The organism is Deltaproteobacteria bacterium, from assembly GCA_020848905.1.
Classification (GTDB): Bacteria; Myxococcota_A; Polyangia.
In genome coordinates this window covers 190,734-216,393 of the sequence record JADLHG010000031.1, presented here as the reverse complement: position 1 = coordinate 216,393, position 25,660 = coordinate 190,734, and the positions used below count along the sequence as shown (strand labels likewise).

The 25,660-nt window shown below is 70.4% G+C and carries 21 protein-coding genes; 10 read left to right on the top strand and 11 right to left on the bottom strand.

Annotated features, from left to right (window positions below; translation table 11 throughout):
- The first annotated feature begins 12 nt into the window (after positions 1-12).
- Together IT371_13200 and IT371_13195 are read left to right on the top strand one after the other, a co-directional pair.
- A complete protein-coding gene (locus IT371_13200; protein MCC6748612.1) occupies positions 13-981 on the top strand; it encodes a GGDEF domain-containing protein in 969 nt (322 codons plus the stop codon).
- On the top strand, positions 978-3,329 hold the full coding sequence (locus IT371_13195) for a transglycosylase SLT domain-containing protein (GenBank protein MCC6748611.1): 2,352 nt from the start codon (positions 978-980) through the stop codon (positions 3,327-3,329). Before IT371_13200 ends, IT371_13195 begins: the two co-directional genes overlap by 4 nt.
- Positions 3,330-3,337: 8 nt before the next feature.
- Here the strand turns inward: IT371_13195 and IT371_13190 are convergent, their stop codons facing one another.
- The 8 genes from IT371_13190 to IT371_13155 all read right to left on the bottom strand — a co-directional run bounded on the left by IT371_13190 (position 3,338) and on the right by IT371_13155 (position 13,912).
- Positions 3,338-4,075, bottom strand: coding sequence for a hypothetical protein (locus IT371_13190; GenBank protein ID MCC6748610.1), 738 nt, complete (start codon positions 4,073-4,075; stop codon positions 3,338-3,340).
- A 71-nt stretch (positions 4,076-4,146) separates the two neighbouring features.
- Positions 4,147-8,313, bottom strand: a complete 4,167-nt coding sequence (gene pilQ / locus IT371_13185) for a type IV pilus secretin PilQ (protein ID MCC6748609.1) — start codon at positions 8,311-8,313, stop codon at positions 4,147-4,149.
- Positions 8,314-8,584: 271 nt separating this feature from the next.
- Positions 8,585-9,178, bottom strand: coding sequence for a pilus assembly protein PilP (locus IT371_13180; protein ID MCC6748608.1), 594 nt, complete (start codon positions 9,176-9,178; stop codon positions 8,585-8,587).
- 14 nt (positions 9,179-9,192) lie between these two features.
- On the bottom strand, positions 9,193-9,876 hold the full coding sequence (gene pilO / locus IT371_13175) for a type 4a pilus biogenesis protein PilO (GenBank protein MCC6748607.1): 684 nt from the start codon (positions 9,874-9,876) through the stop codon (positions 9,193-9,195).
- Positions 9,877-9,894: 18 nt separating this feature from the next.
- On the bottom strand, positions 9,895-10,530 hold the full coding sequence (locus tag IT371_13170; protein ID MCC6748606.1) for a PilN domain-containing protein: 636 nt from the start codon (positions 10,528-10,530) through the stop codon (positions 9,895-9,897).
- 34 nt (positions 10,531-10,564) lie between these two features.
- Positions 10,565-11,611 (bottom strand): type IV pilus assembly protein PilM, encoded by a 1,047-nt coding sequence (gene pilM / locus IT371_13165; protein MCC6748605.1) that lies wholly within the window; start codon positions 11,609-11,611, stop codon positions 10,565-10,567.
- 27 nt (positions 11,612-11,638) lie between these two features.
- A complete protein-coding gene (locus IT371_13160) occupies positions 11,639-12,022 on the bottom strand; it encodes a helix-turn-helix transcriptional regulator (protein MCC6748604.1) in 384 nt (127 codons plus the stop codon).
- A 498-nt stretch (positions 12,023-12,520) separates the two neighbouring features.
- Positions 12,521-13,912, bottom strand: coding sequence for a sigma-54-dependent Fis family transcriptional regulator (locus IT371_13155; protein MCC6748603.1), 1,392 nt, complete (start codon positions 13,910-13,912; stop codon positions 12,521-12,523).
- Between the two features lie 320 nt (positions 13,913-14,232).
- Here IT371_13155 and IT371_13150 point away from each other — a divergent pair, with 320 nt between their 5' ends.
- From IT371_13150 to IT371_13120, 7 genes are all read left to right on the top strand, one after another.
- A complete protein-coding gene (locus tag IT371_13150; protein ID MCC6748602.1) occupies positions 14,233-15,786 on the top strand; it encodes a VWA domain-containing protein in 1,554 nt (517 codons plus the stop codon).
- Positions 15,787-15,898: 112 nt separating this feature from the next.
- A complete protein-coding gene (locus IT371_13145; protein MCC6748601.1) occupies positions 15,899-16,780 on the top strand; it encodes a GGDEF domain-containing protein in 882 nt (293 codons plus the stop codon).
- A gap of 42 nt (positions 16,781-16,822) precedes the next feature.
- Entirely contained in the window at positions 16,823-18,556 is a 1,734-nt protein-coding gene (gene polX / locus IT371_13140) for a DNA polymerase/3'-5' exonuclease PolX (GenBank protein ID MCC6748600.1), read from the top strand.
- A gap of 62 nt (positions 18,557-18,618) precedes the next feature.
- The gene (locus IT371_13135; protein MCC6748599.1) at positions 18,619-19,431 is read left to right on the top strand and encodes an alpha/beta fold hydrolase; all 813 of its coding nucleotides are present in this window, start codon (positions 18,619-18,621) and stop codon (positions 19,429-19,431) included.
- Positions 19,424-20,902: a glycerol kinase GlpK gene (gene glpK, locus IT371_13130; GenBank protein ID MCC6748598.1), complete on the top strand. Its 1,479-nt coding sequence runs from the start codon at positions 19,424-19,426 to the stop codon at positions 20,900-20,902. Before IT371_13135 ends, glpK begins: the two co-directional genes overlap by 8 nt.
- A gap of 291 nt (positions 20,903-21,193) precedes the next feature.
- Positions 21,194-21,835, top strand: a complete 642-nt coding sequence (locus IT371_13125; GenBank protein MCC6748597.1) for a sigma-70 family RNA polymerase sigma factor — start codon at positions 21,194-21,196, stop codon at positions 21,833-21,835.
- A 74-nt stretch (positions 21,836-21,909) separates the two neighbouring features.
- Complete coding sequence (locus tag IT371_13120; GenBank protein MCC6748596.1) at positions 21,910-22,455, top strand: methyltransferase domain-containing protein; 546 nt, start codon at positions 21,910-21,912, stop codon at positions 22,453-22,455.
- Here IT371_13120 and IT371_13115 read toward each other — a convergent pair.
- Together IT371_13115 and IT371_13110 are read right to left on the bottom strand one after the other, a co-directional pair.
- Positions 22,448-22,711 carry a hypothetical protein gene (locus tag IT371_13115; protein ID MCC6748595.1) on the bottom strand — a complete coding sequence of 88 codons (264 nt, stop codon included), beginning with the start codon at positions 22,709-22,711 and terminating at the stop codon, positions 22,448-22,450. The genes IT371_13120 and IT371_13115 overlap by 8 nt on opposite strands.
- Before the next feature lie 163 nt (positions 22,712-22,874).
- Positions 22,875-23,663, bottom strand: coding sequence for a HEAT repeat domain-containing protein (locus IT371_13110; GenBank protein ID MCC6748594.1), 789 nt, complete (start codon positions 23,661-23,663; stop codon positions 22,875-22,877).
- A gap of 79 nt (positions 23,664-23,742) precedes the next feature.
- Between IT371_13110 and IT371_13105 the strand changes: the two genes are divergently transcribed.
- On the top strand, positions 23,743-24,636 hold the full coding sequence (locus tag IT371_13105) for a hypothetical protein (GenBank protein MCC6748593.1): 894 nt from the start codon (positions 23,743-23,745) through the stop codon (positions 24,634-24,636).
- A gap of 32 nt (positions 24,637-24,668) precedes the next feature.
- Here IT371_13105 and IT371_13100 read toward each other — a convergent pair whose 3' ends face one another.
- On the bottom strand, positions 24,669-25,646 hold the full coding sequence (locus tag IT371_13100; protein ID MCC6748592.1) for an NAD(P)H-quinone oxidoreductase: 978 nt from the start codon (positions 25,644-25,646) through the stop codon (positions 24,669-24,671).
- Positions 25,647-25,660: the final 14 nt, after the last annotated feature.

The following is a 25,660-nucleotide window of genomic DNA, read 5'->3' as shown; positions in this document are numbered from 1 at the left end:
TAGGATGAGCGAATGGCCAAGCTCCCCGACAGCGAGGAGATCACCGCGATCCCGCCGGGCGGAGCTCCTGCGCCGGCCGACGGGTCGGCACCGCGGCACGCCCAGCTCCTCGTCCTCAGCGGCACGCACGTCGGGAAGGTCTATCCGCTCAGCCAGGAAGCCACGCTCATCGGCCGCGACGCCGAGGCGCAGATCCAGCTCATGGAGGCGGGGATCTCTCGCAAGCACGCGCTCATCCTGCGGCGGCCAGACGGAAGCTACGAGCTGCGCGACGCGGGGAGCCGCAACGGCACCTTCCTCTCCGGCCGACGCGTGGAGGCGGCCCAGCCCCTCGCCGACGGCGATCGCGTGCAGGTGGGCTCCACGAGCGTGCTGAAGTTCAGCTACGCCGACGAGCTCGAGAGCCGCTACGCGCGTCAGCTCTACGACGCCGCCCTGCGCGACCCGCTCACGGGCGCCTTCAACCGCCGCTATCTCGACGAGCGACTGCGGGCCGAGCTGGCCTTCTCGACCCGGCACAAGGCCCCGCTCGCGTTGCTCGTGGCTGACGTGGATCACCTGAGCGAGCTCAACGAGCGCCTCGGTACGACCGCGACCGATCGCCTCCTCGGCCAGCTCGGAGCGCTGCTCGCCCAGGTCATCCGCACGGAAGATGTGCTGGCGCGCATGCAGGGGGGGGAGTTCGCGGTGCTCGGCCGTAACACCGACGTGTCGCGCGCCCCGATCCTCGCCGAGCGCATCCGCCACCACGTGGCGCAGCACTACTTCCTCCTCGACGCGACCACGGAACAGCTCACCGTGAGCGTGGGCGCCGTGGCCATGCCCGAGATCGGGGCGCACACCGCCGAGGAGCTCCTCGCGGCGGCGGATCAGGCCCTGCGCCAGGCCAAGGCGCAGGGGCGGAACTGCGTCATCACCCGGCGGACGTCGAGAGGCGCCCCGGGAGGGACCGGCACGCCGCCGACCCCGCGTCGTCCGTGATACGCCGTCGGGTCGCCCAGGCCACTGCCCGCGCGCTGGGGACGCTGTTGCTGCTCGTGCCCCCGGGTGCCGACGCCGCCGCACCCCTTCGCGACGAGCAGCTCGCGCCGTACTTCGGTCGAGGGCTCGCCGGTCGCGGGCGGACCCTGCTCGAAGCGGGCCGTGCGAAGGAGGCTGCCGCGCTCCTAGACCGAGCTCAGAGGCGCGTCCCGCCGCGCGAGCGGGAGCAGGCGCGCTTCCTCCTCGCCGTGGCCCTCCAGCGGGGCGGTGACTTCGTCCGTGCGGCCGAGCTCTTCGCCGCGCTCGACGGCAGCTACCCCCTGCTCCGCGACTACCACCGCTACTTCGGCGCCATCGCGCTCTACCGCACCCGGCGCTTCGACCGCGCGGCCGAGGTCGCGGCAGGGGTGAGCCGCGAGAGCCCCCTTTCCACCGACGCGCAGCTCGTCCGCGCCGACGCCCTTCGCGCGCTCGGGCGCATCGACGAGAGCGCCGCCATCTGGCGCGACTACCTCGCGCGACACCCGAAGGGCAAACGCGTAGGAGAAGCTCACTTCCGCGTGGCCGAGGCGCTGCAGAAGGGCGCGGCGGCAGCCGGCCCCGAGGCGCGCGCGCGCTTGGCCGAGGCGCTCGGCCACTACGTGCAGATCCTCGTCAGGTCTCCCCTCTCGAGCGTGGCGCAGGAGGCCGAGAAGCAGGCGCAGGCCCTGGCCCTGCTCGTGGGCCAGGGGGCGCGCACCGTACAGCTCACACCCGAGCAGCGCTACGAGCAATCCCTCCTCTATTACCAGGCCATGCGGAACCAGGCCGCCGAGGCCGGCTTCGCCGCCGTGCTGAAGGAAGGCGCCGCCCTGCGCCCGGAGGTCCGCTGCCGCGCGGCCTACTACCAGGCCGACAGCGTCTTCAAGCAGCGCCAGCCCGACCGCGCCGAGCCGCTCTTTCTCGCCACCGCCCAGAGCTGCCGCGCTGCGGGCGACCTGGACCTGGTGGTGAAGGCCCTCTACAAGCGGGCCCGAGGGCTGATGCGCAAGAAGGCCTACCAGGCGGCCGCCGACCAGTTCGCGGCCATCGAAAAGGAGTTCCCGAAACACAGCTACGCCGACGACGCGCGGATGCTCGCCGCCGAGGCCTACGACGAGCTAGGGCAAGAGACGAAGGTCACCGAGCTCCTCGAGGCCCTCCCCAGGGACTATCCCCAGGGGGACATGGTCCGCGAGGCCCTCTGGCGCGTCGCCCGGCAGGCCTACCTGAAGCAGGACTACCAGGCCGCGCTCAGGCACCTCGACCACACCATCGACAAGCTCGGGCGCGCCGGCGTCTACTACGCGGAGGGTCAGGCCCTCTACTGGAAGGCCCGCATCCTGGAGCGCCTCCGACGGCCGAAGGAGGCCGCGCCAACCTACGAGCGCTGCCTGCGCGAGTACCCGCTCACCTACTACGCCCTGCTCTCCTTCAACCGACTACGCGAGGGGCATCCGGCCCTCTTCAAGAAGCTCCAGAAGGAGCTTCTCGCCCCCGTGGGCCGCCGCACCGGTAGCTGGGCTCTGCCTACCGGGGCCTTCACCCGCACCCCCGCCTTCGCCCGCGGCGTGGAGCTCGCGCGCCTTGGCCTCTCCGACGAGGCGGGGCGCGAGTTCGCCAAGGCGGGGCTGGCCATGCGCGGCAACGGCCCCCTGCCCGAGGCCTGGGTCGCCGCCGCGCTCCTCGACCGCGCGGGGCTCTGGCACCTCTCGCACCAGGTACCACGCAGCCGCGACGCCTCCTACAAGCGCACCCCCCCGCTCGACGAGAACTACCGCCGCTGGACCATCGCCTACCCGCGCGCCTTCCCCGCGCTCGTCGAGCAGGCCGCGCGCACGACCCGCCTCCCCCCGGGCCTGATCCTGGCCGTGATGCGCGAGGAGAGCGGCTTCGTGAACGTCCTCGAGTCCTACGCGAACGCCATCGGGCTGATGCAGCTCATCCTCCCCACGGCGAAGGCCGCCGGCTCGCGGCACAAGCTGGCGGTGGACCGCACCGCGCTGCAGGACCCGGCGGTGAACATCAAGCTCGGCAGCACCTTTCTGTCGTGGCTGATGCAGACCTTCTCGGGCTGCCCCCCCCTCGCCATCGCCGGCTACAACGCGGGCCAGGGGGCCGTCTTTCGCTGGCTGAAGCGCTTCGGCTCCGGGGCCCTCGACGAGCTCGTGGAGCGCATTCCGTTCGACCAGACGCGCCGCTACACCAAGCGCGTGCTGGCCAGCTTCTTCGCCTACACGGTGCTCTACGGGCGGGGGGAGCGGCTGCCGCGGATCCCACTCCGGATCCCGGCCTATCAGCACCGCTCCTTCGAACGCGTGGGGAACTAACGAGCGACCTAGCCGCCGCTCTTCGCCGCGTCGGACAGACAGACGAGCCCGCGGCCAGGGGCGTTGCAGCAGGTGGTAGATTCGTCCTGCGGCAGCCCGCAGGTGTTGCTCGGCGCCGACTGGAGCGCCTCCCCCGTCGGGCAGTTCTCGGCCTTCACCACCAGGCAGCCGTTGCAGAGCTGAATCGGATAGAAGAACGCGGCGCTCTTCATCTTGGTCACGCCGTGATCCGCGACGACTCGGACCTTGGCCGTGACGATCGGCTTCACGTTCGGCGGGATGCTGAGGAGCTTGACGAGCTTCTCCGGAATGGCCTCGACGCTCGAGGCCCGGCGCTCCCCGGGCTGCATCACCCCCGAGGTCGGCTTGGTGAAGCTCAGCAGCTCGGCCGGGAAGTTCGCGGGGATCTCTCCGAGGTCCAGCTCCACCTGGAACTCCCGGAGGTGCAGGGCGTTCCGCTCGGGCTGGTTGTCGACGCCCTTGGACGCCTGCAGATCGTTGCGAATCAGGGGAAAGAGCACGTACCCCTTGCCGGCGGACACGTCCAGCGTCCCGATCGCGCGGTAGACGGACTCGTTCGTGTCCACCTTGCACCCCGCCTGCGGAACCTGGTTCTGCGTGATGAGAAATGAGGTCTCGTCGACGCATCCTCCGGCAGCGAGCAGCAGCGCCCCACCGAGCACCACCCCCGCTCCGAGGTGACGGGCCGCCTTTCGCGGCCACGAAGGCACCCTAGACTGACTCATGGTCTTGGCTCCCTTGCCGCCAGCGCAGCACTCCCTGCGTTGACCCGATCGTAGCACGGCGTCATCTCCCATTAGCGACCACCGATGCTCTGCGCGCGGTTGATGATGCGCGGGGTGATGAACACCAGCACTTCCTCGCGGTCGCTCGACTCCCGCCGCGTCTTGAAGAGCCAGCCCAGAATCGGGATCTCCGCGAACCAGGGCACCTTGGCCCAGCTTCGGCCGTCTCGAGTGGTGTAGATGCCGCCGATCACCGCTGTATCGCCGTCCTTGACCAGCATCTCGGTCTTGGCTTCCTTCTTCAAGATCGTCGGGTCGCCGCGGGGTCCCGTGTTGACGAAGTCCGGCTCGTTCCGCGTGACGTTGACGCTCATGATGATGCTGCCGTCCGCCGTGACGTGCGGCTTGACCGTCAGGTTCAACTTGGCGTCGCGGAAGGTGGTCTGCACGCCCACCGCGGTGATCTGCGAGAAGGGGATCGTCACGCCCTGCTCGATGTGCGCCTCCACGTTGTCGAGGGTCGTGATCCGCGGCGCGCTGATGATGCGGATGTCGCCGGAGTTCTCGGCCGCCGAGAGGCGCAGGTTCAGGTTGAACGCCCCGTTGATCGAGCCGAGCGTGAGACCCACCGCGGCGCCGGAACCCACGCCGGTCGCGGCAGGCATGTTCACGAGGAAGTTCGGATTAGCCGCCTGGCCGAGCAGGATGCCCCGCGTCGGCGCGTTCGGATCGTCGGTCCCGCCGCCCACTCCGATCTGATTCGGGAAGGCGAGGCCGGTCGAGTTACCCGTGGCGTTGCTCGCCGTGAAGGCGCCGCCCCACTGGATGCCGAAGGCGCGGGTGAAGTTCGTGCGCGCCTCGACGATTCGCGCCTCGATCATCACCTGCGGCGTCTGCGTATCCAGGTTGCGGATCATCCGCTCGACAAGGTTCAGGTTGCTCGCGATGTCCCGCGCGATGATCGTGTTCGTGCGCTCGTCGAAGGTCAGCCTCCCCCGCGGGCTCATGGTGTACTGGAGCTGCGGCAGCACCGCCGAGGCCTGGGCGTAGCTCAGGGGCAGAAGCCGCGTCTCGAGCGGCTGGAGCAAGAGGACCTGCTTCTGCCGCGCGATCTCGGACTCCCGCTCCTTCTCGAGGTCCTGGATCGGCGCCACCCGAAGCAGATTGCCCTCGCGCACCTGCCCGAGGCCCTTGGCCCGCAGGATCACGTCGAGAGCCTGATCCCACGGCACGTTCTTCATCCGGATCGTGACCGACCCCCGCACCGCGTCGCTCGTGATGATGTTCACGTTCCCGACGTCAGACAGAAGCCGCAGGATGTTGTGGATGTCGGCGTCCTTGAAGTCGAGGTCGATGCGGCGGCCGCTGTAGCTGCGCCGCCCGCCTCCCGCCGGGCCCCGGGCCCGCACACCGGCCACCTTCTCGCTCTCCAGCTCGAGCGGCTGCACCGTCGCCGCGGCCGCGCTCGCCTGCCCCTCGGGGCGGGGCGCCGGAACCCCCGCGTCGAAATCCCAGACGAGGAGCCGCCCCTTGCGCTCGAGCCGCTGCCTCGGCGCGCCCGCCACGGCCACCTTGATCTGCACGGTCCCCGAGGCGCTCGGGTCCACGTAGGAGCTCACGCTCCGGACGGGCCCCTTGAACTCGCTCGCGTCGAGCGTGCGCTGCAAGAGCCGCGGGAGCTTCGCCCCGCGCAGGTAGAGGACCAGGTCCCCGTCGCCGCGCTGGATCTGGTGCTGCGCCTCCCCGTCCAGCTCGATCACCACCCGCGCCCCGTTCGGCCGGTCCACGAACCGGATGTCCCGGATGCGACTCTCGGGAGTGCGCGCCGCTGCCGCCGCCCCCGCCTCGGCCGACCCGGCCGCCGCGAAGGCCACCGCCGCCCGGCCCTTCGCCGGCCCGAGTCGCGCCGCCAGCGCTGCCACGCGCCGCGCCTTCTTGAGCTCCACCTCGGCGAGCTGCTTCGCCGCTGCCTGCTTGGCGCGTTCGAGCCGCTCGAGCTGCCTTTCCTCGGCCACGCGCGCGCTCTTCATCCGGGCCAGCTCGGCCTGCGTCCGCCGGAGCGCCGTCTCGGCCTCGCCTCGGGCCCGCTCGGCCTTGCGCCGCTCGATCTCCGCGCGCCCGAGCCGCTCGAGCTCTCCGCGGCGGGCCTGCTCGACCCCCTGCCGCTTCTCCTCTTCCTGGGCCCGCAGCGCCTTCACCTCCGCGAGGAGAGTCTGGCTCTTTCTGAGCTGCGACTCGGCGGTCCGTGCGCGCTCCACGCTCTGCGCAGCCTGCCGCTCCGCCAGAGCCAGCCGGTTCGCCCCCTGCGCCACGGCCTGCGCCACCTCGGCCCGCTTCGCGTCCGCGCGGCGAGCCTCAGCGGCCAGCCGGGCCTGCGCCAGGTCGGCCTTCTTCTGCGCTGCCTCGGCCGACCGGAGCCGCCCCTCGGCCTCCTTCAGCTCCGCCACGGCCCGCGCCTTCTGCGCCTGCTCGCGCTCGGCCGCCACCTTGGCCCGCGCCGCCTCAGCGACCCGACGCAGCTCCCCGAGCCGGCTCGTGGCGAGAGTCGCGCGCTGCCGCTGCTCGCCAAGCTCCCGCGTCAGACCCGCGATCTGCGCGTTCAGCCGCACCTGGCGGGCCTTGGCCGCCGCGAGCCCCTCGTCGAGCTCCTTGCGCGCCGCATCGGCCCCACGCGAGGCCACCCGCGCCGCCTCCGCCTCCGCGCGCGCCTTGGCCACGGCCTTCGCCTGCGCGTCCTCCCGCTCGAGCGCGGCCGCGAGCGCCGCCTTCAGCCGCTTCGCCGTCGCCAGCGCCTCGGCCACCTTGGCCTTGCGCGCCTTCACCTCGGCTTCGCTGCGCTCGAGCGCGCCGGCCCGTTCTTCCGCCTGAGCCCGCGCCGCCTCGGCCCGCCGCCTCTCCTTCGCGGCTTCCGCGGCGAGCTCCGTCGCGCGCTGCTCGGCCTTGGCCTGCGTAGCTTCCGCCTCCGCACGCGTCCGGTCCGCCGCCTTGCGCGCCAGCTCGGCCGCCTTCCGGGCCGACTCCACTTCCTTGCGCAGCTTGGCCGCGCGCGCTCGCTCCACGGCCCCTTCGGCCCGCGCCGACTGCACCTCGGCCCGCGCCACCTCGGCCTGCCGCCGCAGCGTCTCCGCCTCGGCCCGCGCCTTCTCCCGCTCGGTCTCCGCTTTCAGCCGGGCCTGCTGCGCCCGTGCCCGGTCGCTCTCCGCCTTCTGCCGGGCCAGGTCGGCCTCCGCCCGGGCCCCCTCGGCCTTGAGCCGCGCAGCCTCGGCGTCCTTGAGCTTCTTCTCCGCGCGGTCCACCACGCGCTCTACCGCCCGACGCGCCGCCAGAGCCTGCTGGGCCCGCGCCTCGGCCTGAGCCACGGCCGCCGCCTTCTCCGCGATGAGCCGCTTCGCCGCCGCGATCGCCGCCGGGGCCTGCTCCGCGCGTCCCCGCGCCTCCGCCAGCTCGCCGCGCAGGCGCCGCGCCTCGGCCTGACGCGCCTCGGCCTCCCGCCGCGCCCGCTCGAGGCTCTGCTTCTCGCGCTCCACCGCGGCCTGCGCCGCCAGCGCCGCTCGGGCCTGCTCCGTGATCTCCTTGCGCGCCTGCTCGAGCGCCAGCTCCTTCTGTCCGCGCGCCGTGCGCTCCCGCTCCGCGTCCTTGCGTGCGCGCTCCGCCTCGCCGCGCGCCTGAAGCGCCTTCGCCTGGGCCTGCGCCGCGTTCGCTTGCGCCTGCGCCGCGTTCGCTTGCGCCTGCGCCGCGCTCGCTTGCGCCTGGGCCGCCTGCTGCCCCGCTTGCGCCGCCGCCTGTCTGGCCTGGTTCAGGTCCGCCTGGCTCGCCCCCATCGCCGACGGCGGCCGCCCCTTGTGCGGCACCACCGTCACGACCACCCGCTCGCCGTCGGTCCGCACCGTGTAGTGGCACGCCCGCCGGAAGTTGATCATGACCCGGGCGATGGTGCTCGCGTCGCTCCGGAACTGGGTGGTGGCGATCTGGCTCACCGCCCAGGTGTCCACGTCCACGAGGTTGGAGACGCCGACCAGCGCGCTGTTGGCGAGGTCCACCGTCAACCGCGGCGGCCTCTCGAGCTTGAAGACCGAGAAGAGCGCGCGCGTGGTCCCGCGCAGCTCCACCACGGTGTTGTCTCCGCGCTCGCTGACCACCACCTTGGAGACCTGGTTCAGGGGCCCGGCGTTCGCCACCGCCGGAGCCACCCCGAGCAGTACAAGGGTGAGTCGTCTTGCCAGCACCAATGGGCTCATCACCGCTCTCCTTCTCGTCGCACGAGAACCCTCCTCCAGAGGGCGCAGAGGCTCCACCGCTCGGCACGCGCGAGGCAAACCTCACCCGTGCAGTGGCAGACCACCGCTTCAGGGAGCCCACGGGGGCTCCCCCGACCTAACGCTTCGTGCCAGGTCCCTCGGCCGTCCCGCCCGAGGAACCACCCCTGGAGCGCTCACCGCTTCCGCAGACGACCGCTCCCGTCGTCTGGGAGGGGTCTGGCCTTGCGCCGACCCCCGAAGACCGCCTCCTCTACTGGGTCGCGGAGCTCTCGTCGCCCGAGGCTTCTCGCTCCTCCTTGGAGTGCAGCTCGATGACCCGGTCCGCCATCGTCTGCCGATCTTCCGACTGCTCCTGGATCTCGATCACCACGCGGTCGCTATAAATCTCCTTCACGCGCCCCGCGTTCTTGCTGATGTAGTCCCCGCGCTTGACCGGCACTCCGAGCCCCGTCGGGTCCCGAAACATGGCCACCGGCCGCGTCTTGCCCGTCACCACGGCGATGAGCTTCAGCTCGTCGAGCGCGTAGCGCTGCAGGATGATCTTGCGCTGGATCTTCGCCACCCGTCGCACCGGCGCCGCGAACTCCCCGAGGTACGAGTGGAACGGGTCGCGGTTGGCCGGACTCTCGACAAAGTCCTCGTCGGTGAGCTCGGGGCGCCCCGGCTTCTTCACCTCGCCCGCCGCCGCAGCCGGCGGCGCACCCGGAGGCGCTCCGCCCGGAGGCGCTCCCGCCGGGGGTGGCGCCGGGGAGGGTGCGGCCTCGGGAGGCTTCGCATCGTCGCCGCACGCTGCGAGCGCTAGGCACGCCCACACACCGCAGAAGAGGATGGCCACGCGTCTCATGGGCTCCGTCTCCTCTAACCCGCGCTACCGGCGGGCGGCGGTGCCGGCGGAATGATCTTCTGCAGGTTGTTCTGTCCCGGGGGCGGCGGCACGGCTCCCGGCGGAGCGGGGGGCGGCGCCTCCTCGCCCAGGAAGCGATAGGTGAACGCCTTGAAGTTGGCCTTCAACACCACCCCCTGCTCCGTGGGCGCCCCCTCCCCGAGCTTCAGGTCCTGGATGTTGACGATGCGCTTCAGGTCCTTCTCCATCGCGTGGAAGAACTTGGTGACCTTGTGGTACTGCCCGCTCACCGCGAGCGTCACCGGGATCTCGGCGTAGAACTCCTTGCGCACCTCGGTGTGCTGCTCGTAGCTCAGGATGTTCAGCCCCGCGAGCTCCGCCTGCGCGTGGATCGACTGCAAGAAGGTCGAGATCTTCGCGTCCGTCGGCAAGACCTTGAGCAGCTCCTTCTGTTCCTCGAGCAGCTTGTTCACCTCGGCGCGGAAGGCCATGTACTTCTGTTTCTTGTCCTCGTAGTCGGCCTTCTGTGCCGTGAGATCCTTGATCTCTCGTGCCGTTCGGTCCGCCTGATCGGCCAGGTCCGAGTACAACACGAAATAGAAGATGGCGCCAAAAAACACGGTCACGAGCGCGATGATCGCGACCTTGTTCTTCGTCGGAGACTGCGCGTATTTTTCGACGAGGTCCGAGATGCCCATGCCCAGCTCCTGTCGACCCTAGTTCTTGAACTTGCAGGTCATGGAAAACTTCACCACCTTGATCCCGAGCCCCGGATCCATGACCTGGTCGTTGCGAATGAGCTGCACGTCGGCGAAGTACTCGGAGACGCCCAGCCGCTTCATCAGCTCGGCCACGTCGTCGTAGTCCTTCGCCTTGCCTTCGAGCGCGATCGTCCCGCTGCGGTCCTCGAACTTCTCGAACCAGAGCCGGCGCGCGTTCCAGCGCGGGTTGAACCCCATCGTGGGGTCCTTGCGGAGCACCGTCTCGTAGCGCGTCTGGTCGACCGTCGGCCCCTTGCCCACGCTCAGGATGTCGGAGAGCTCCTTGAGCATCCACACCGGCCCCGAGCGCGCCTTCTGCAGCGTGTTGATCACGTTGCGCTGCGAGATGAGCCGGTCCCGCTGCTGCCGCAGCCGGTCGTAGTCGCCCACCTCCCGCTTCAGGGCCTCGATCTCCTGCTGCAGCGTAGCCACCTGCTTCTTGTTGCTCTCCACCTCCCAGTCCTTGAGCAGGTACACGCCGGCCATGGCGCCGAACTCCACCACGACCAGCACGATGAAGAGCAGGAGCTGACGCTGGCCCGCGTGGACCTTGCGGATGTGGCGAACCGGTAAGAGGTTGATGCGGATCATGACCACCTCACGCGCCGGGGAGACATCGCCCCCCTCACAGGTTGTCCCCCTCGCTCCGCATGGCGAGCCCTACCGCGACGGCCGCCATGGGCGCGTTCGCCCGCACATACCCCATGTCGAAGGCCCCCTCGTCCACCTGGACCCCGTGGAACGGGTCGAGCACCTCCACGGGAACGCGCGCGCGTCCCTCGATGGCGCGCTTCAGGGCCGGTACCCTGGCGGTCCCGCCGCTCAGGTACACCCGGTCGACGCGGCCGTCGGCCGTGGTCGCGAGATAGAAGTCGAAGGAGCGCTGGAACTCGCCGGCCATCACCTCCGCCTGGTGGCCGAGGATCTCCTCCACCTCCTGCGGCACCACCTCATCCCCGCCGGAGCCCCCGCACTTGTAGGCCTCGGCCTCGTCGTAGCTGACGTTGAGCTGCTTCTGGATCTCCTCGGTGAAGGCGTGGCCCCCGATGGTCACGTCCCGCGTGAAGGCGCTCTGTCCCCCGGCGAGGATGTTGAGCGTGGAGATGGACGCCCCGATGTTGAGCAGCGCCACCGTCTCCTGCGTCTGGCCGAAGTTCAGCTCGTAGCAGTTCTGGAGCGTGAAGGCCGCCACGTCCATCACCACGGGATTCAGCCCCGCCTCGCGCACCGCCGCGGCGTAGTCCGAGACGACCTCCTTCTTCGCCGCGACCAGGAGCACCTCCATCTGGTTCTGGGCCTGGTGGCGCTGCAGCACCTGATGGTCGATCTCGACGTCGTCCTTGGCGAAGGGGATGTGGTGCTCGGCCTCCCAGTGGATCTGCTCCTCCAGCTCCTGCCGGGTCATGATCGGGACGCTGATCTTCTTGATGATCACGGAATGGCCGGCGACCGCCACGGCCACTTCCTTCTGCCGGACCTTGAGCTGGCTCGTCAGCGCGGAGATGGCCTCCGCGATGGCCCCGGTATTCATCACCGAGCCGTCCACGATGCTCTGTGGCGGGACCGGCTGGATCCCGAAGTTAACGAGCTGATGTCCGCGCTTGCTCTGGCGGAGCTGGACGATCTTTATCGCACTGCTGCCGATGTCCAGGCCGATGCAGTTTTTGCCCATTCACCCTTCATCCTCCGGCCCTCCTCGCTACTCCTCCTCACCAAACACCGCCACCCGGTCCGATGGAGTCAGTCCCAGCGCTTCCAGAATCTTGCGCTTCGTGTCCATGCGGCACTCCATCCCCTTCTCGACCCGATCGACGGTGAGAGTGGAAAGGCCTGCTCGCCTGGCTAGCTCAGCTTTGCTCATCATGCGTTCGGTTCTGAGCTTGCGCACATTGTTCTTCCGCCGGGGCTTCTTCTTGGTCGAGCTCTTCTTCGTTTGCGCGTCGTTCTCGGGCGCCGCGGTGTTCTCCTTTACGGAGCTCGCAGTGCCCGATTCGTTCGCCGCACGATCGCCAGCGCGCTTCGGCTCATTTCCTCGCTCGTTCTCGCTTGCGCGCTGCGCTTGCTCGGACCGTTGCGTTTCCATCGCTGTCCCGTTCTGAAGCATGAAGGCCGAAGGATTGGGCTAACAGAACGAGACAATTATGAAACTCCTTCTCCCCGGGTGTCAAGCCCGGGACCCTATAAATGAGACTTAATTATATTTAATTTAGGTATTAACTAGCGCTAACTCCTAACGCACTGCAGCAGACACCAAATCGCACGAATCCTCCTCCGACATCTCAGGGGGAGGCTCCCAGAAACTCGTAACGTATCGCCCATCGGGGGCTTGGAGATCTCACGCATCGATCCTGGATTTCGGCCGTCCAGGCTGACTATGGACCATTACAGGCGATGAGAGCCAGAAATCTGCTACCACCACCTGGAGGCCCCGCGCCGCATCTTCCATGCCTCTATCCTACCTTGTACGACTTGTGAGCACATGATACGGGACGCGCCAGGCCCTGTCAAAAAAGGCACCCTGCCGGTCCACCGGACCTGCGCCGCGGCCGAAGCGAACCCTGGCTGGCGGCTGGACCCGATATTAATCTGTGATTCCATAGGCCTTAATCTTGTAGAGCAACGCCCGGTGGCTGATCTCCAGCACCTTCGAAGCCGTCGTCCGGTTTCCCCCCGTCTGCTTCAGCGCCCGACGGATGAGCTCCTCCTCGATGAGGCGCACGGTCTTCTTGATGCTCAGGGTCCCCGAGAGGAGAGAGGCCTTCACCTGGTCCCCGCTCTCGCGGATCTTGGGCGGCAGCGTCTCCGGACCGAGGACCGCGTGCTCGGCCAGGACCACCGCGTGCTCGATCGTGTTCTCGAGCTCGCGCACGTTCCCGGGCCAGGAATAGCCGAGCAGCACCTTCATCGCCTCGGGGGCAATTCCTTCGATGCGCGTGCCGAGCCGCGCGTTCGTGCGTCGGATGAAGTGCTCGACGAGCAGCGGCACATCCTCGAGCCGCTCGCGGAGAGGCGGGAGCGTCACGGGGAGCACGTTCAGGCGATAGAAGAGGTCCTCGCGAAAGCGGCCGGTCCGGGCCTCGGTCTGCAGGTCCTTCACCGTCGCGGCCACGACGCGGACGTCCACGCGCGTCCCGCGGGTCTCGCCCAGCCGACGGAACTCCTCCTCCTGCAGCACCCGCAGAAGCTTCACCTGCAGGTTCAAGGGGAGCTCCCCGATCTCGTCGAGGAAGATCGTCCCTCCGTCAGCCTCGGCGAAGAGCCCCTTCTTGTCGCGCGTGGCGTCGGTGAAGGCGCCGCGCACGTGCCCGAAGAGCTCGGACTCGAGGAGCGCCTCGGGGATGGCCCCGCAGTTCAGGGGCACGAAGGGGCCGGACGCCCGCGGGCTCTGCGCGTGGATGGCCTGCGCCACGAGCTCCTTGCCCGTCCCCGACTCGCCGAGGACCAGCACCGTGGTCTTGTACTCGGCGATCTTGCGCACCGTGCGGAAGAGCTCCTGCATCACGGCGCTGCGAGCCACCATCCCGCCGAAGCCGGCGCTCGCGCCGCCGCGCATGCGCTCGAGGTCCTGCTTGAGCGCCAGGTTCTCGCGCTTCAGGCGCTCGCGCTCCTCGGCCTTGCGGAGCAGCAGCACCACCTCCACGGGCTTGAAGGGCTTCGAGATGTAGTCGTAGGCGCCGCGCTTCATGGCTTCGATGGCCGTGTCCACCGTGCCGTAGGCGCTCATGATGATCACCACCGTGCCCGGATGCCGGGCCTGGATCTCCGCCAGAAGCTCGAGGCCCCCCATCCCGGGCATGCGGACGTCGGAGAGCACCACGTCGAACGGGGCCGTGGCGAGCGCGGCGAGGGCCTCGGGCCCCGAGGCGGCCGCGGTGACCTCGAACCCCTCCGGACGCAGGGCGAGCGCCAGCATGTGCCGGATATTCTCCTCGTCGTCGACGACGAGGACGCGTCGCAGGGGAGCAGTGGTCATGTGCCGATGCCGCTGATCCTAATCCGCTCCCGGAGCCCCAGCAAGGAAACGGCCCGGAGGGGGTCTAGGGCGGGTTTCGCGGGGATCCAGGCCGCCGGAGGGGATCCGCGGCAGGCCGGGAGGGTGCCACATGTCAACTTTGTTGTCGCTGCCGACGCATCGGTTGGCACTCCGCGGCCGGCGGCCCAGGCCTTTCCCGAGGTTGGGCAGCTCCACGGATGGCCCCGGAATTGCGTTGTACCTTCGATCGATCGTTGCCCCGGCCGGGGGCGGTCCCTATAATGCGGCCGCTCTCGACCCCAAATGTCCAGGAGGGTGGAATGTTTTCGAGTGAACTTTGGCGCTGGCTTCGAGTCCTCGGGCCCATCGCAATCGTCCTGCCCGTGATTCTGGCCTGCCCGACTCGGCCCGTGGAAACGCCGCTCGCCCGTGGCTCCAAGCAGACGCCGGGCGTCTACCCTCAGACGATCGAGAAGGACGTAGACATCCTGTTCCTGATCGACAACTCGGACTCCATGGGGGACGAGCAAGAGGCGTTGAAGGCCAATTTCCCGCGCCTCATCGACGCGCTGCGGAGCGCCAAGCTGGGCAACAAGCTGCCGAACGTGCACATCGGCGTCATCACGTCGGACCTCGGGGCGGGGAACTACGGCCTGCCGACCTGTGAGGTGCCGGGAGGCGACAAGGGCAAGCTGCAGAACAAGGCACGTCTCGCCGGCTGCACGCCTCCGAAGGATCCCTACATCGAGTCCATCGAGGGAACCACCAACATTCCGGGCGCGACGGGCGACGCGGTTCAGGCCGTGAAGGACGCCTTCGCGTGTGTCGCCTCGTTCGGTACCGGAGGCTGCGGCTTCGAGCACCAGCTCGAAGCGGTGCGCCGCGCGCTGGATCCGAAACTGAACCTGAACCCGGGCTTCGTGCGCAAGGACGCGCTGCTCGCCGTGGTGTTCGTGACCGACGAGGACGACTGCTCGGCCAAGAACCCGCAGCTCTTTGACCCGTCCCAGCAGGGGCTCACCGATCCGCTGGGACCGCTCAACTCGTTCCGCTGCTTCGAGTTCGGCATCCAGTGCGACATCAACGACCGCATGAAGGTCGGGCCCCGCCAGAACTGCGTGCCGGCCAAGGACTACCTCTACAAGGTGGAGGACTACGTCTCCTTCTTCAAGACGCTGAAGCCCGCAGGCCGCCTGATCATGACGGCCATCGCCGGCCCCACGGACCGCGTGGAGGTGGGCCGGGACGGCACCGAGCCCTCGCTCCGCCCGAGTTGCCAGGTCTCGAAGACCGCCATCGCGTCCCCCGCGATCCGGCTGAAGGCGGTGCTGGAGAAAGATGCGGGGCTCAAGGCAGACAGCCTGTTCTACTCCATCTGCGAGCAGGATTTCGGGCCGGCCATGCTGGCGCTGGGCAAGAAGATCGTGGGCAAGCTCGGCGGGCAGTGCATCTCCTCGCCGCTCTTGACCCCCGGCGGTGGGCTGGCCTGCTCCGCGGGGAGCGCGGTCGGCAAGAACAGCGCGGGCAAGGACGTGACCTGCGCCAAGAGCTGCCTGGACAAGGTGGAGTGCGCGGTGGAAGAGGTCATCGGGCAGGGGACGCCGACCGAGAAGTCCACGCAGGTGAACAAGTGTCCGAAGGAGTTCTTCGACGACCCGAACAAGGCCGACTGCGGCGCGAACTGCCCCTGCTGGCGGGTCGTGCCACGCCCCGGCACGGACGGCTGCAGCGCGGCGGAGGACGGCTCGCCCTACGGCCTGCAGATCATGCGCAAGGGGGAGCCGGTCAAGGGCACCGTGGCCGTGGCCCGCTGCCTGACCTCGGAGAACAAGTGGCTCTCGAAGGAGCTCGCCGACATGCCGCAGTGCCTGTAGCGCAAAAGCGCCTGACGCGGCGGCCGGACCTGACCGCGGCCGCCCCAACTTGACCCACCCCACCCCGCCGCGTAAGAATTAGCTCTCCAAAGCGAAGGCGATTCCCTCCAGCATGGCCGACGAGTGGAAGACCCGCATCACCAGCGTGCGGCCTCCACAGGTGGGGTCCCAGGCGGCCTGCCTGGTGCTCATCTATCCGCCGGGAGCGCAGATGGGAAAGCGCTTCCCGCTCGAGGCCAGCGAGCAGTACATCGGCCGCGGTAACGACTGCGAGATCATGGTGGACATGGACTCGGTCTCGCGCCGGCACGCCCGGATCGAGCAGAAGGGGGCGGCCACGCTGATCACGGACATGGAGAGCACGAACGGCACCTACGTGAACGAGCACCCCGTGACGCAGGCGCGGGCGCTGGCCGACGGGGACCTCGTGCAGGTGGGTAACGCGATCTTCAAGTTCCTCTCGGGCGGCAACGTGGAGTCGAGCTACCACGAGGCCATCTACCGGATGACGATCATCGACGGCCTCACCGAGGCGCACAACAAGCGCTACCTCTTCGACTACCTCGAGCGGGAGCTGGCCCGGTGTCAGCGCTACGGACGGCCTCTCTCGGTGGTCATCTTCGACCTGGATCACTTCAAGCAGGTGAACGACACGCACGGGCATCTCACCGGCGATGCGGTGCTGCGCGAGCTGGCGCGGAGACTGCGCTCCCGCATCCGGCGGGAAGAGCTCCTCGCCCGCTACGGGGGTGAGGAGTTCGTGGTGGTGCTCCCCGAGGCGGGGCACGCCGGCGCGATGCGCTTCGCCGAACAGCTCCGGGAGCTCGTCGGCTCGCAGCCCTTCGAGTTCGAGGGGGAGGTCATTCCGCTCACCGTGAGCGTGGGGGTCGCCACGCTGGAGGGGGAACCGATGGAGGTCAGCCCCTTCATCAAGATGGCCGACGAGAACCTCTACCGTGCCAAGCGCGCGGGACGGAATCGCGTGGTCGGCTAGCGCAACCGGTTCGCGGCACGCATCGCCTTGGGGGCAAGCGAGATGGACAACCGTCAGGTCGCGGCGGTCTTCGCCGAGATGGCCGATCTCTCCGAGCTGAAGGGGGACAATCCGTTCAAGGTGCGCGCCTTCCGCCGCATGGCGCAGGCCTTCGGCGAGCTGGCGGAGCCCCTGTCGGCGCTCCTCGCCTCCGGGGCCCTCGAGCGGCTGCCCGGCATCGGCGAGGGGGCGCTCCACCGCGTCACGGAGCTCCTCGAGACGGGGCGCTGCGCCGACCACGAGGCGTTACGCGCCGAGGTCCCGGCCGGGCTCCTGGACCTTCTGCAGGTCGAAGGGCTCGGGCCGAAGACCGTGCGGCTGCTCTACGACACCCTCGGGGTGACGAGCGTGGACGCGCTCGAGGCCGCGGCGCGCGCGGGACAGCTCGCGGCCCTGCCACGCCTGGGCCAGAAGTCCCAAGAGCGCATCCTGAAGGGGATCGAGGCCTGGCGCCGCCACCGCGGACGCACGCCGATCGGCGAGGCCATGCCCCTCGGCCGCGCGCTCCTCGAGGCGCTGCGGGCCTTCCCCGAGGTGGAGCGCGCGGACCTGGCGGGGAGCCTCCGGCGCGGGCGCGAGACGGTCGGGGACCTGGACCTGCTCGCCGCCTCGCAGCGCCCCGAGGCGGTGATGGCGCGCTTCGCCTCGCTCCCCGAGGTGGCGGAGGTGCTGGCACGCGGTGAGACGAAGTGCAGCGTCCGCCTCGGAGCCGGTCTGCAGGTGGACCTGCGCGTGCTCCCCCCCGAGAGCTACGGCGCGGGCCTGCACTACTTCACCGGGTCGCAGCAGCACAACATCGCCGTGCGCGATCGCGGCAAGCGGCGCGGCCTACGCGTGAGCGAGTACGGGGTCTTCAAAGAGGCGGGGGAAGCGCGACTCTGCGGCGTAACGGAGGAGGAGGTCTTCGCGGCGGTGGGCCTGCCCTTCATCCCGCCGGAGCTGCGCGAGGATCGGGGGGAGCTCGAGGCCGCGGAGCAGGGTCGGCTCCCGGCGCTGCTCGAGGAGCGGGACCTGCTCGGCGATCTGCACGCCCACACCAGCTACAGCGACGGCTCGGGGTCGATCGAGGAGATGGCGCGAGCGGCGCACGCGGCGGGCCTGAGGTACCTCGCCATCACCGACCACTCGAAGTCGCTCACCATCGCGCGCGGCCTCGACGAGGCGCGGCTCGAGGAGCAGGTGCGCGAGCTCCGCCGCGTCGAGGAGCAGCTCGGCACGGTTCGCCTGCTCGCGGGGATCGAGGTCGACATCCTGGCCGACGGAACCCTCGACCTCGAGGCCAAGGCGCTGCGCGGGTTAGAGTGGGTCGTGGCCTCGGTCCACTCGCACTTCCAGATGACCGCCCAGGACATGACCGCTCGGATCGTGCGCGCGATGGAGACCGGGCTCGTGGACTGTGTGGGGCACCCTTCGGGCCGTCTGCTCGGCCAGCGCGACGCCTACCCGGTGGACCTGGACGCCCTGCTCCGGGCGGCCAAACGGACACACGTAGCGCTCGAGCTCAACGCGCACCCGACGCGGCTCGACCTCGACGCCGCGCACTGCCGTCAAGCACGCGAGCTCGGCGTCCCGGTAGTCGTGAACACCGACGCGCACGCCCCGACGCACCTCGGCCGCTGGGGCTACGGGGTGCTCACCGCACGACGCGGCTGGCTCGAGGCGCGGCACGTCCTCAACACGAAGCCGGCGGCCGCGATCGAACGCCGCCGTCGAGAACGGCTCGGCCGCCAACCCTAGGCGGTGTCCCTAGAGCGGCCGCGCCTTGAGGGAGCGCGACGCCTCGTGGTACCACCCGGGGCGTGGAGATCGACACCAGCCCCTTCCTGCTCTCGGGCGACGCGCGCGGCGTGCTGCTCGTCCATGGCTTTGGCGGCAGCCCCTTCGCCATGCGCTACCTGGGAGAAGCCCTCCACCGTCGAGGGATGACCGTGCACGGCATCCGCCTGGCGGGTCACAGCGGCCGCGCCGAGGACCTGGCCTCATCGCGTTTTCCGGACTGGCTCGCCTCGTGCGACGAGGGGCTCCGCACGCTCACCGCCGCGTGCGCGCAGGCGAGCTCCGCCCCGACGCCCCCGATGATCCAGGTCGCGGGGCTCTCCATGGGCGGCGTGCTGGCCCTGGCCCTCGCGCTGCGCCGGCCGGACGAGATCCGGGGCCTCGCGCTCCTGGCCACCCCGCTCTGGCTCCCGGCGCTCGCCCGCTGGAGCCTGGTGCTGCTGCGCCAGCTCGGGCTCGACACCCGCACGGTCCCCGTCCCCCCGCGCCTCGGCGCCGACGTGCGAGACCGCGGCATGCGGCGGCGCTACCCGCGAACGCCGGCCTTCCCGATCCCCGCGCTGCGCAGCCTCGAGGCCCTCATCGGCGAGGTGCGCCCGCGTCTCGAAGAAGTGCGCTGCCCCGCGCTCGTCGTGCACGGCCGGAGGGACCACACCGTCCCCTTCGCCTGCTCGACGGAGCTCGTCTCGCGCCTCCCTTCGGCGCGGCGCCTCAGCCTGGCGCGCTCGTTTCATCTGGTCACCATCGACGTCGAGAAGGACCTCGTGGCGGCCGAGGTCGGACACTTCCTCGCCGCGCAGGCGCCCGCCGCCACCCAGGAGAAGACCCATGGCTAGCTACGTCCTGTCCATCGACCAGGGCACGACGGGCACCACGGTGATGGTGCTCGACGACGCGATCCGCGTGGTGGCCAAGGCCAACCGCGAGTTCCCCCAGAGCTATCCTCGCCCCGGCTGGGTGGAGCACGACCCCGAGGCGATCTGGGGGTCGGTGCTCGAGGCCACACAGGCGGCGCTCGCGGCCGCGCAGCTCGACCCGCACCGCATCGCCGGGATCGGCATCACCAACCAGCGCGAGACGAGCATCCTCTGGGACCGCGCGACGGGGAAGGCCGCCCATCCGGCCATCGTCTGGCAGGACCGACGGACGGCCGACCTGTGCGCGGAGCTGAAGCGCGCCGGGCTCGAGGAGCTCTATCGCGACCGGACGGGGCTCGTCCTCGACCCGTACTTCTCGGGGACCAAGGTGCGCTGGCTGCTCGACGAGGTGCCCGGCCTTCGCGCGCGCGCCGAGGCGGGGGCGCTCTGTTTCGGCACCGTGGACAGCTACCTCGTCTGGCGCCTCACGGGGGGCGCGGCTCACGTCACCGATCCGAGCAACGCGTCGCGTACGCTGCTGTACGACATCCACCGCCTGGCCTGGTCCGAAGAGCTGCTCGCGCCCCTGCGCGTGCCGCGACAGGTGCTGCCCGAGGTGCGCTCCTCCTCGGAGCGCTACGGCGCGACGCGAGGCGTCCCCGGACTCCCCGACGGCATCCCGGTGGCGGGACTGGCCGGGGACCAGCAGGCGGCGCTCTTCGGGCAGGCCTGCTACGCGCCGGGCGACGCGAAGTGCACCTACGGCACCGGCGCATTCTTGCTGCTGAACACGGGCTCGCGGCCCGTGGCGCCGAAGAGCGGGGTGCTCGCCACGGTGGCCTGGCAGCTCGGCGGCAAGACCACCTACGCCCTCGAAGGAAGCGCGTTCATCGCCGGCGCCGCTGTGCAGTGGCTGCGCGACGGGCTCGGGATCATCGCCAGCGCGAGCGAGATCGAGGAACTCGCGCGCCAGGTCCCAGACAGCGGCGGCGTGACCTTCGTGCCGGCCCTCGTCGGTCTCGGCGCCCCGCACTGGCGGCCCGAGGCTCGCGGGATCATCGTCGGACTGACGCGCGGCACCACGCGGGCGCACCTGGCGCGCGCCACCCTCGAGGGGATCGCGCTCCAGATCTGCGACCTGGTGCAGGCCATGAGCGAAGGCGCGGGGCAAGCCGTCGGCTCGTTCCGCGTGGACGGGGGCGCGGCCGCGAACAACCTGCTCATGCAGCTCCAGGCCGACCTCCTCGGGCTGCCCATCGTGCGCCCGCAGGTGATCGAGACCACAGCGCTCGGCGCGGCCTTTCTGGCCGGCCTCGCCACGGGAGTGTGGAGCGACGCCTCAGCCATCGCGAAGGCCTGGCAGCCCGAGGCCACCTTCCGTCCCAACCTCTCGGCGACGGACCGGGCCGCCCTGCGGCAGCGATGGGCCCGGGCGGTCGAGCACGCCTGACCCCTCGCCGTCGGACCCGAGCCCGTCGTCCCCTCGGGCCCGACCGCCCGAGCGCGACCTCCGCCGCTGTGTCTGCTTTGCCACCACCCCGGGTCCCCCCGCCCACACCTCTCGCCGCCCGGCGCACGCCCGACGCCATTTCACTGTAACCCGTAGGGAAGCGGCTCGTTGATCTCTCGCGCACGCAGATAGATCCGTGGCACCGGAGTTGCGTTTGTAGAAATCAGCACCGCCAGTCGCGCGCGAGGGAACCGAGCCCGCGAGCGCTGGTCATAGCCTCGAGGTGACGCGATGAACCAGAAGCCAGAGCCCTCGACCTCCGCCGCCTCGTACCGCGACCTCTCCGATCTCGCGCTTCGAGACGCGGTCCTCGGGCACGACGCGCTCGCCTGGCGCGAGCTGATGCGGCGATTTCGTCCGCTCATCTTTCGCTGCATCATGAAGACCGCCGGCAGGTTCGACTCGGTCCTGGGGAGCGAGGACATCGACGAGATCTTCGCCGAGGTCTGCCTCAACCTCGTGCGCGACGACATGAAGAAGCTGCGGGTCTACGACCCGGCGCGTGGCACCAAGCTGAGCAGCTGGCTGGGGCTCATCTCCATCAACACGACCTACGACCACCTGCGGTCGATCGCGCGCGAGCCCATTCTCGACCGCATCGACGGCTGTCCCGAGGGACCGAGCGGCTCCCCGTCCCCTCTCGACGAGCTGCTCGACCGGGAGCGCTGGCGGCGGCTGGCCGGCCTGGCAGCGGACTTCTCGGCGCGAGACCAGCGCTTCGTCGAGCTCTACTTCGCCTCGGGGCTCGGCCCGCTCGAGGTGGCGCGCGCGATGAACATCTCGATCAAGACCGTCTACTCGAAGAAGAACAAGATCCGGAAGCGGCTGCTGGCCCTGGCTCAGTCCGCGGCTACGCCGGCGCTGGCGGCCTGACGTGTCCGCTCGACTCGCACCCGAGGTAGGCGACGCTCTTGTCGCCTGGCAGGGCCCTACGCATAATGCCGCGCATGCCACGCGCTCTCCTCGCCGAGCAGCTCGCCCGGCACGTGCCGCCGACGGCCCGCCCTCTCGCCGTGCTCGCGACCGCAGCCGACCTGCGCGCCGTCGCTGCGGCGTTCGAGGAAGCGTGCCTCGTCAGCCACGGGAGCTCGACGCGGCGCACGGCACGCCGCGGCCGCATCGGACGCACGCTTCGCGGCGACGCCACGCGCCTCCCCTTTGCCGACCGTGCGCTCGGCGCGGTCGTGGCCATCTGCACCCTCGGCCGCGCGGACGACCCCCGCGCTGCGCTCGGCGAGCTCCGACGGGCGCTCCGTGACGGGGGACAGCTCTTCGTCGTCGAGCGCCTGGCCGACGGGGGCTTGGCGCACCTCTGGCGGCGGCTCGGAGGGCGTTCGGGCACGGCCGTGGCGGCCGAGGAGCTGACGGCGCTGCTGCTGAACGCTGACTTCACCGAGATCGGGCAGACCACCCTCGGTGGTTCCCGGCCGAGGCTGCTCACCTCGGCCCGCCTGCGCGTCCTGCCCGGGGAGGAACTGGGAGCGATCAGATGAAGGTGAAGGCCACCATCGCCACGCTGACCGCGAGCGTCACGTAGGCCACGCGCTTTCGCGGCCGAGCTCCTCGGCCACGTCGCAGGTAGAGCCCCGCCACCGCGCCGCCCGCGCAGGCGAGGGCGAGGCCGGCCACGGGGACCCACCCGAGCGCCGCCAGACATAGGCCCAGGAAGGGTACCGCAGCGCTCCAGGGGCGTAGCTCGGTCCGCGAGAGGGGCTCCTCGACGGGCCGCGCGCACGGGGAAGGAGGCACGCCACGAACCGCGGGCCCGGCGGCCGCCCGCCTCCCACAGATGGGACAGGCCGCGTCCGCCTCGTGCGGAACGAGGCAACGACGGCAGATCGCCCAGGCGCGGAGAGCCACGATGACGTCATACGGTGGACGGGGGCGCGCTTCTCCCCTCCGCGATGTTGCGTCAGCGCCGCCTTAGAAACTCCTTCAGGTTTCGATGCGCCGTCTCGACCGCCGCCGCGAGGGCGCTGGAGGCCACCCCCTTCTCGCCTCCCGGACGGTAGGGCTCGCTGACCGTCGCCCCGCCGCTCGACATCATGAGGATGCTGCCGCGGTGGTCCCCGACGATCAGGCTGACGAAGCAGGTGGCCTCGACGGAGCGGCCCACGCGGCGACGCTCGAGGCTCAGGATGGCCGAGGAGAGCTCGAAGATCCTGACAGCCGACGCATGCGGCCCCGCGTCCCCCGGGAGGGCCAGCTGGCCCTCCCGGCGCAGCCTCTCCGTCCAGAGGGTGCGCAGAGGCCCGATCAGGGACTTCTCGCGGGCCGGGCGCGCTCCCATCTCGCCGAGCCGTACGAGTACGCCGCCTTTTCGCGGAGCGCCCTCCGGTCGGCCGCCCCGCCCGCGCTCGGGTTGGCGGAGCGCGAGGAGCGCGTGCTCCACGAACCCGCGAACGCGCACGTCCGCATCGCCGCGCTGCGACCGGAGCACCGGCACGGCCCGGGGATCTCCGAGCCGTCCGAGAGCCTGCGCTGCCAGCCCCCTGACGAGCGGATCGGTGTCCCCCAGGGCGCGAGAGAGCGCCGGCAAGGCGCGGGCGTCCCCGAGACGGCCGAGCACGACCGCCGCCTGCAGCCGCACCTTCGGCGACGACGCCGAGAGGGCCGCAATCAGCCGCTGCAGCCGAAGGGTGCTCGGGGGCGTCGGGGCGGAGGCGGCCTTAGGCCCCCAGCTCAGCAGCAGGAGGCTCATCGCCAAGCAGCGCAGCATTCAGGCCGGTCATGATAGCCCGAGGAGGCGGTTGCGTGGCAAGGCTCCGCCGGATATCGTGATGGGACTCATGGTCGGCGACGATTCTCCCGGTGCCCGTAAGCTCCCGCTGGCGCTCATCCTCGCCGGCGCGAGCGTGCTCGTGATCGTCGGCGGGACGTTCGCCGCCTACCAGACCAGCGACCGCCTTCCGCCGCCGCGCGCCCTGCCGCCTCCGCCCGAGGAGAGCGCCACCTCCTCGGACCGCTACACCGAGGCCTTCTACCGCGGCGCGATCGAGGACGACGCGCGCAAGCTCAAGCTCGCGAAGCCCTCGCTCGGGCTGATGCGCGGGGGACTCCCCTACCGCATCGAGCTTTCGGAGGAGCGCAAGCTGTCCGTAGGGAACGCGTTCGAAACGGGGAGCCTCAAGCTACAGCTCGTGTCGAAGAAGCTCTGGGTCGGCGACGAGGGGCAGGGCTACCGCGCCGAACACCTGGTCCTCGCGCTCACGAACAAGCTGGGCCGTCCGATCGCCTACCGCGTGGTCACGCGGGTCCCCGAGAAGTGCGGCGCCAAGGGGATGGTGGCCCAGAACGCGATCGCTCTGCAGGCGGGCGAGCGAATGGAGCGGACCGAGTGCCTGCTGCGCCGCTCGACCAAGCTCTCGGTGCACAAGGTCGAGGTGCTCGAGCTGACGCCCCTCGGCTACCACTACGTGACGCGCCTCGACCCCTCGGCCCTGAGCTACGACGAGCGCACCGCCGAGGGCCACCGGCAGGGCCCCCTCGGCGGTTGCCGCGCGGTCCCCTGGCGCCCGATCCGCAGCGCGCTCACGTCGCAGGAGGCGCGCTGGTACGACGTGCTCGACTTTTACGCGCGTCACAACTGCGACGAGTACTCCTTCCGCGTCGGGTATCGCTGGTCCGCCGCGGGCCCCCCCCGCCTCCCCGTCCGTCCGACGACCAAGGAATAGGCGGCGCAGCCAGCGCGTTCCGCCGCGGGGGGTCAGCTCGGGATCGTCAGCACGACCTTGCCGAAGGTCGCGTTGCTCTTCAGCAGGGCGTGTGCCTCGTCCGCGCGGTCGATGGGCAACGTGCGGTCCACGATCGGTCGCAGCGCTCCGGCGGCGAAGTGCGGCCAGACCCGTGCGAGCAGCTCGTCGCGGATGGCGGCCTTCTCCTCGACGGAGCGGCTCCGCAGCACCGAGCCGATGATCCTCAGGCGCCGCATGAGCAGCATCCCCATGGGGAGCTCCCCCCGCGCCCCGCCGAGCAGGCCGATCACCACCAGCCGTCCCCCGAGGCTGAGCGCGGTCAGGTTTCGCGAGAGGTACGCCCCACCCACGGGATCGAGGATCACGTCCACGCCCTGGCTAGCCGTCAGCTCGTGAACCCGGGAAACGAAGTCCTCGGCCTCTCGATCGATCGCCGCGTCGGCGCCGAGTTCGCGCAGCGCCGCGAGCTTTCCCGCGCTGGCCGTCACGTAGATGCGCCGGTCGAAGAGGCGGCAGAGCTGGACCGCGGCGGTCCCCACCCCCGAAGCGCCGGCGTGGACCAGCGCGCGCTCGCCGGGCGCAAGCCCCCCCTCCATGAAGAGGTTCAGGTATGCGGTGAAGAAGACCTCGGGCAGCGCCGCCGCCTCGCGCACGGAGAGCCCGCGGGGAACCGGGAGCAGCACGCGATGGTGGCAGGCGACGTATTCGGCGTAGCCCCCACCGGCGAGGAGGCAGCAGGCCTCGTCCCCGACGGACCAGCCGTCCACCCCCTCGCCCACCGCGGCGACGACCCCGGCCGCCTCGAGCCCGAGGATCTCGCTCGCCCCGGCCGGGGGAGGATAGGCACCCGCCCGCTGCACGAGGTCGGCGCGGTTGACGGCGGTGGCCTGCACGCGCAGGAGCACCTCGCCCGCCCCGGGCCGAGGCGTCGGGTGCTCCCGCCAGCGCAGGCTGCGGTCGGCGTCGTTCTCGACGGAAATGGCCTTCATCTGATGGGGGATCA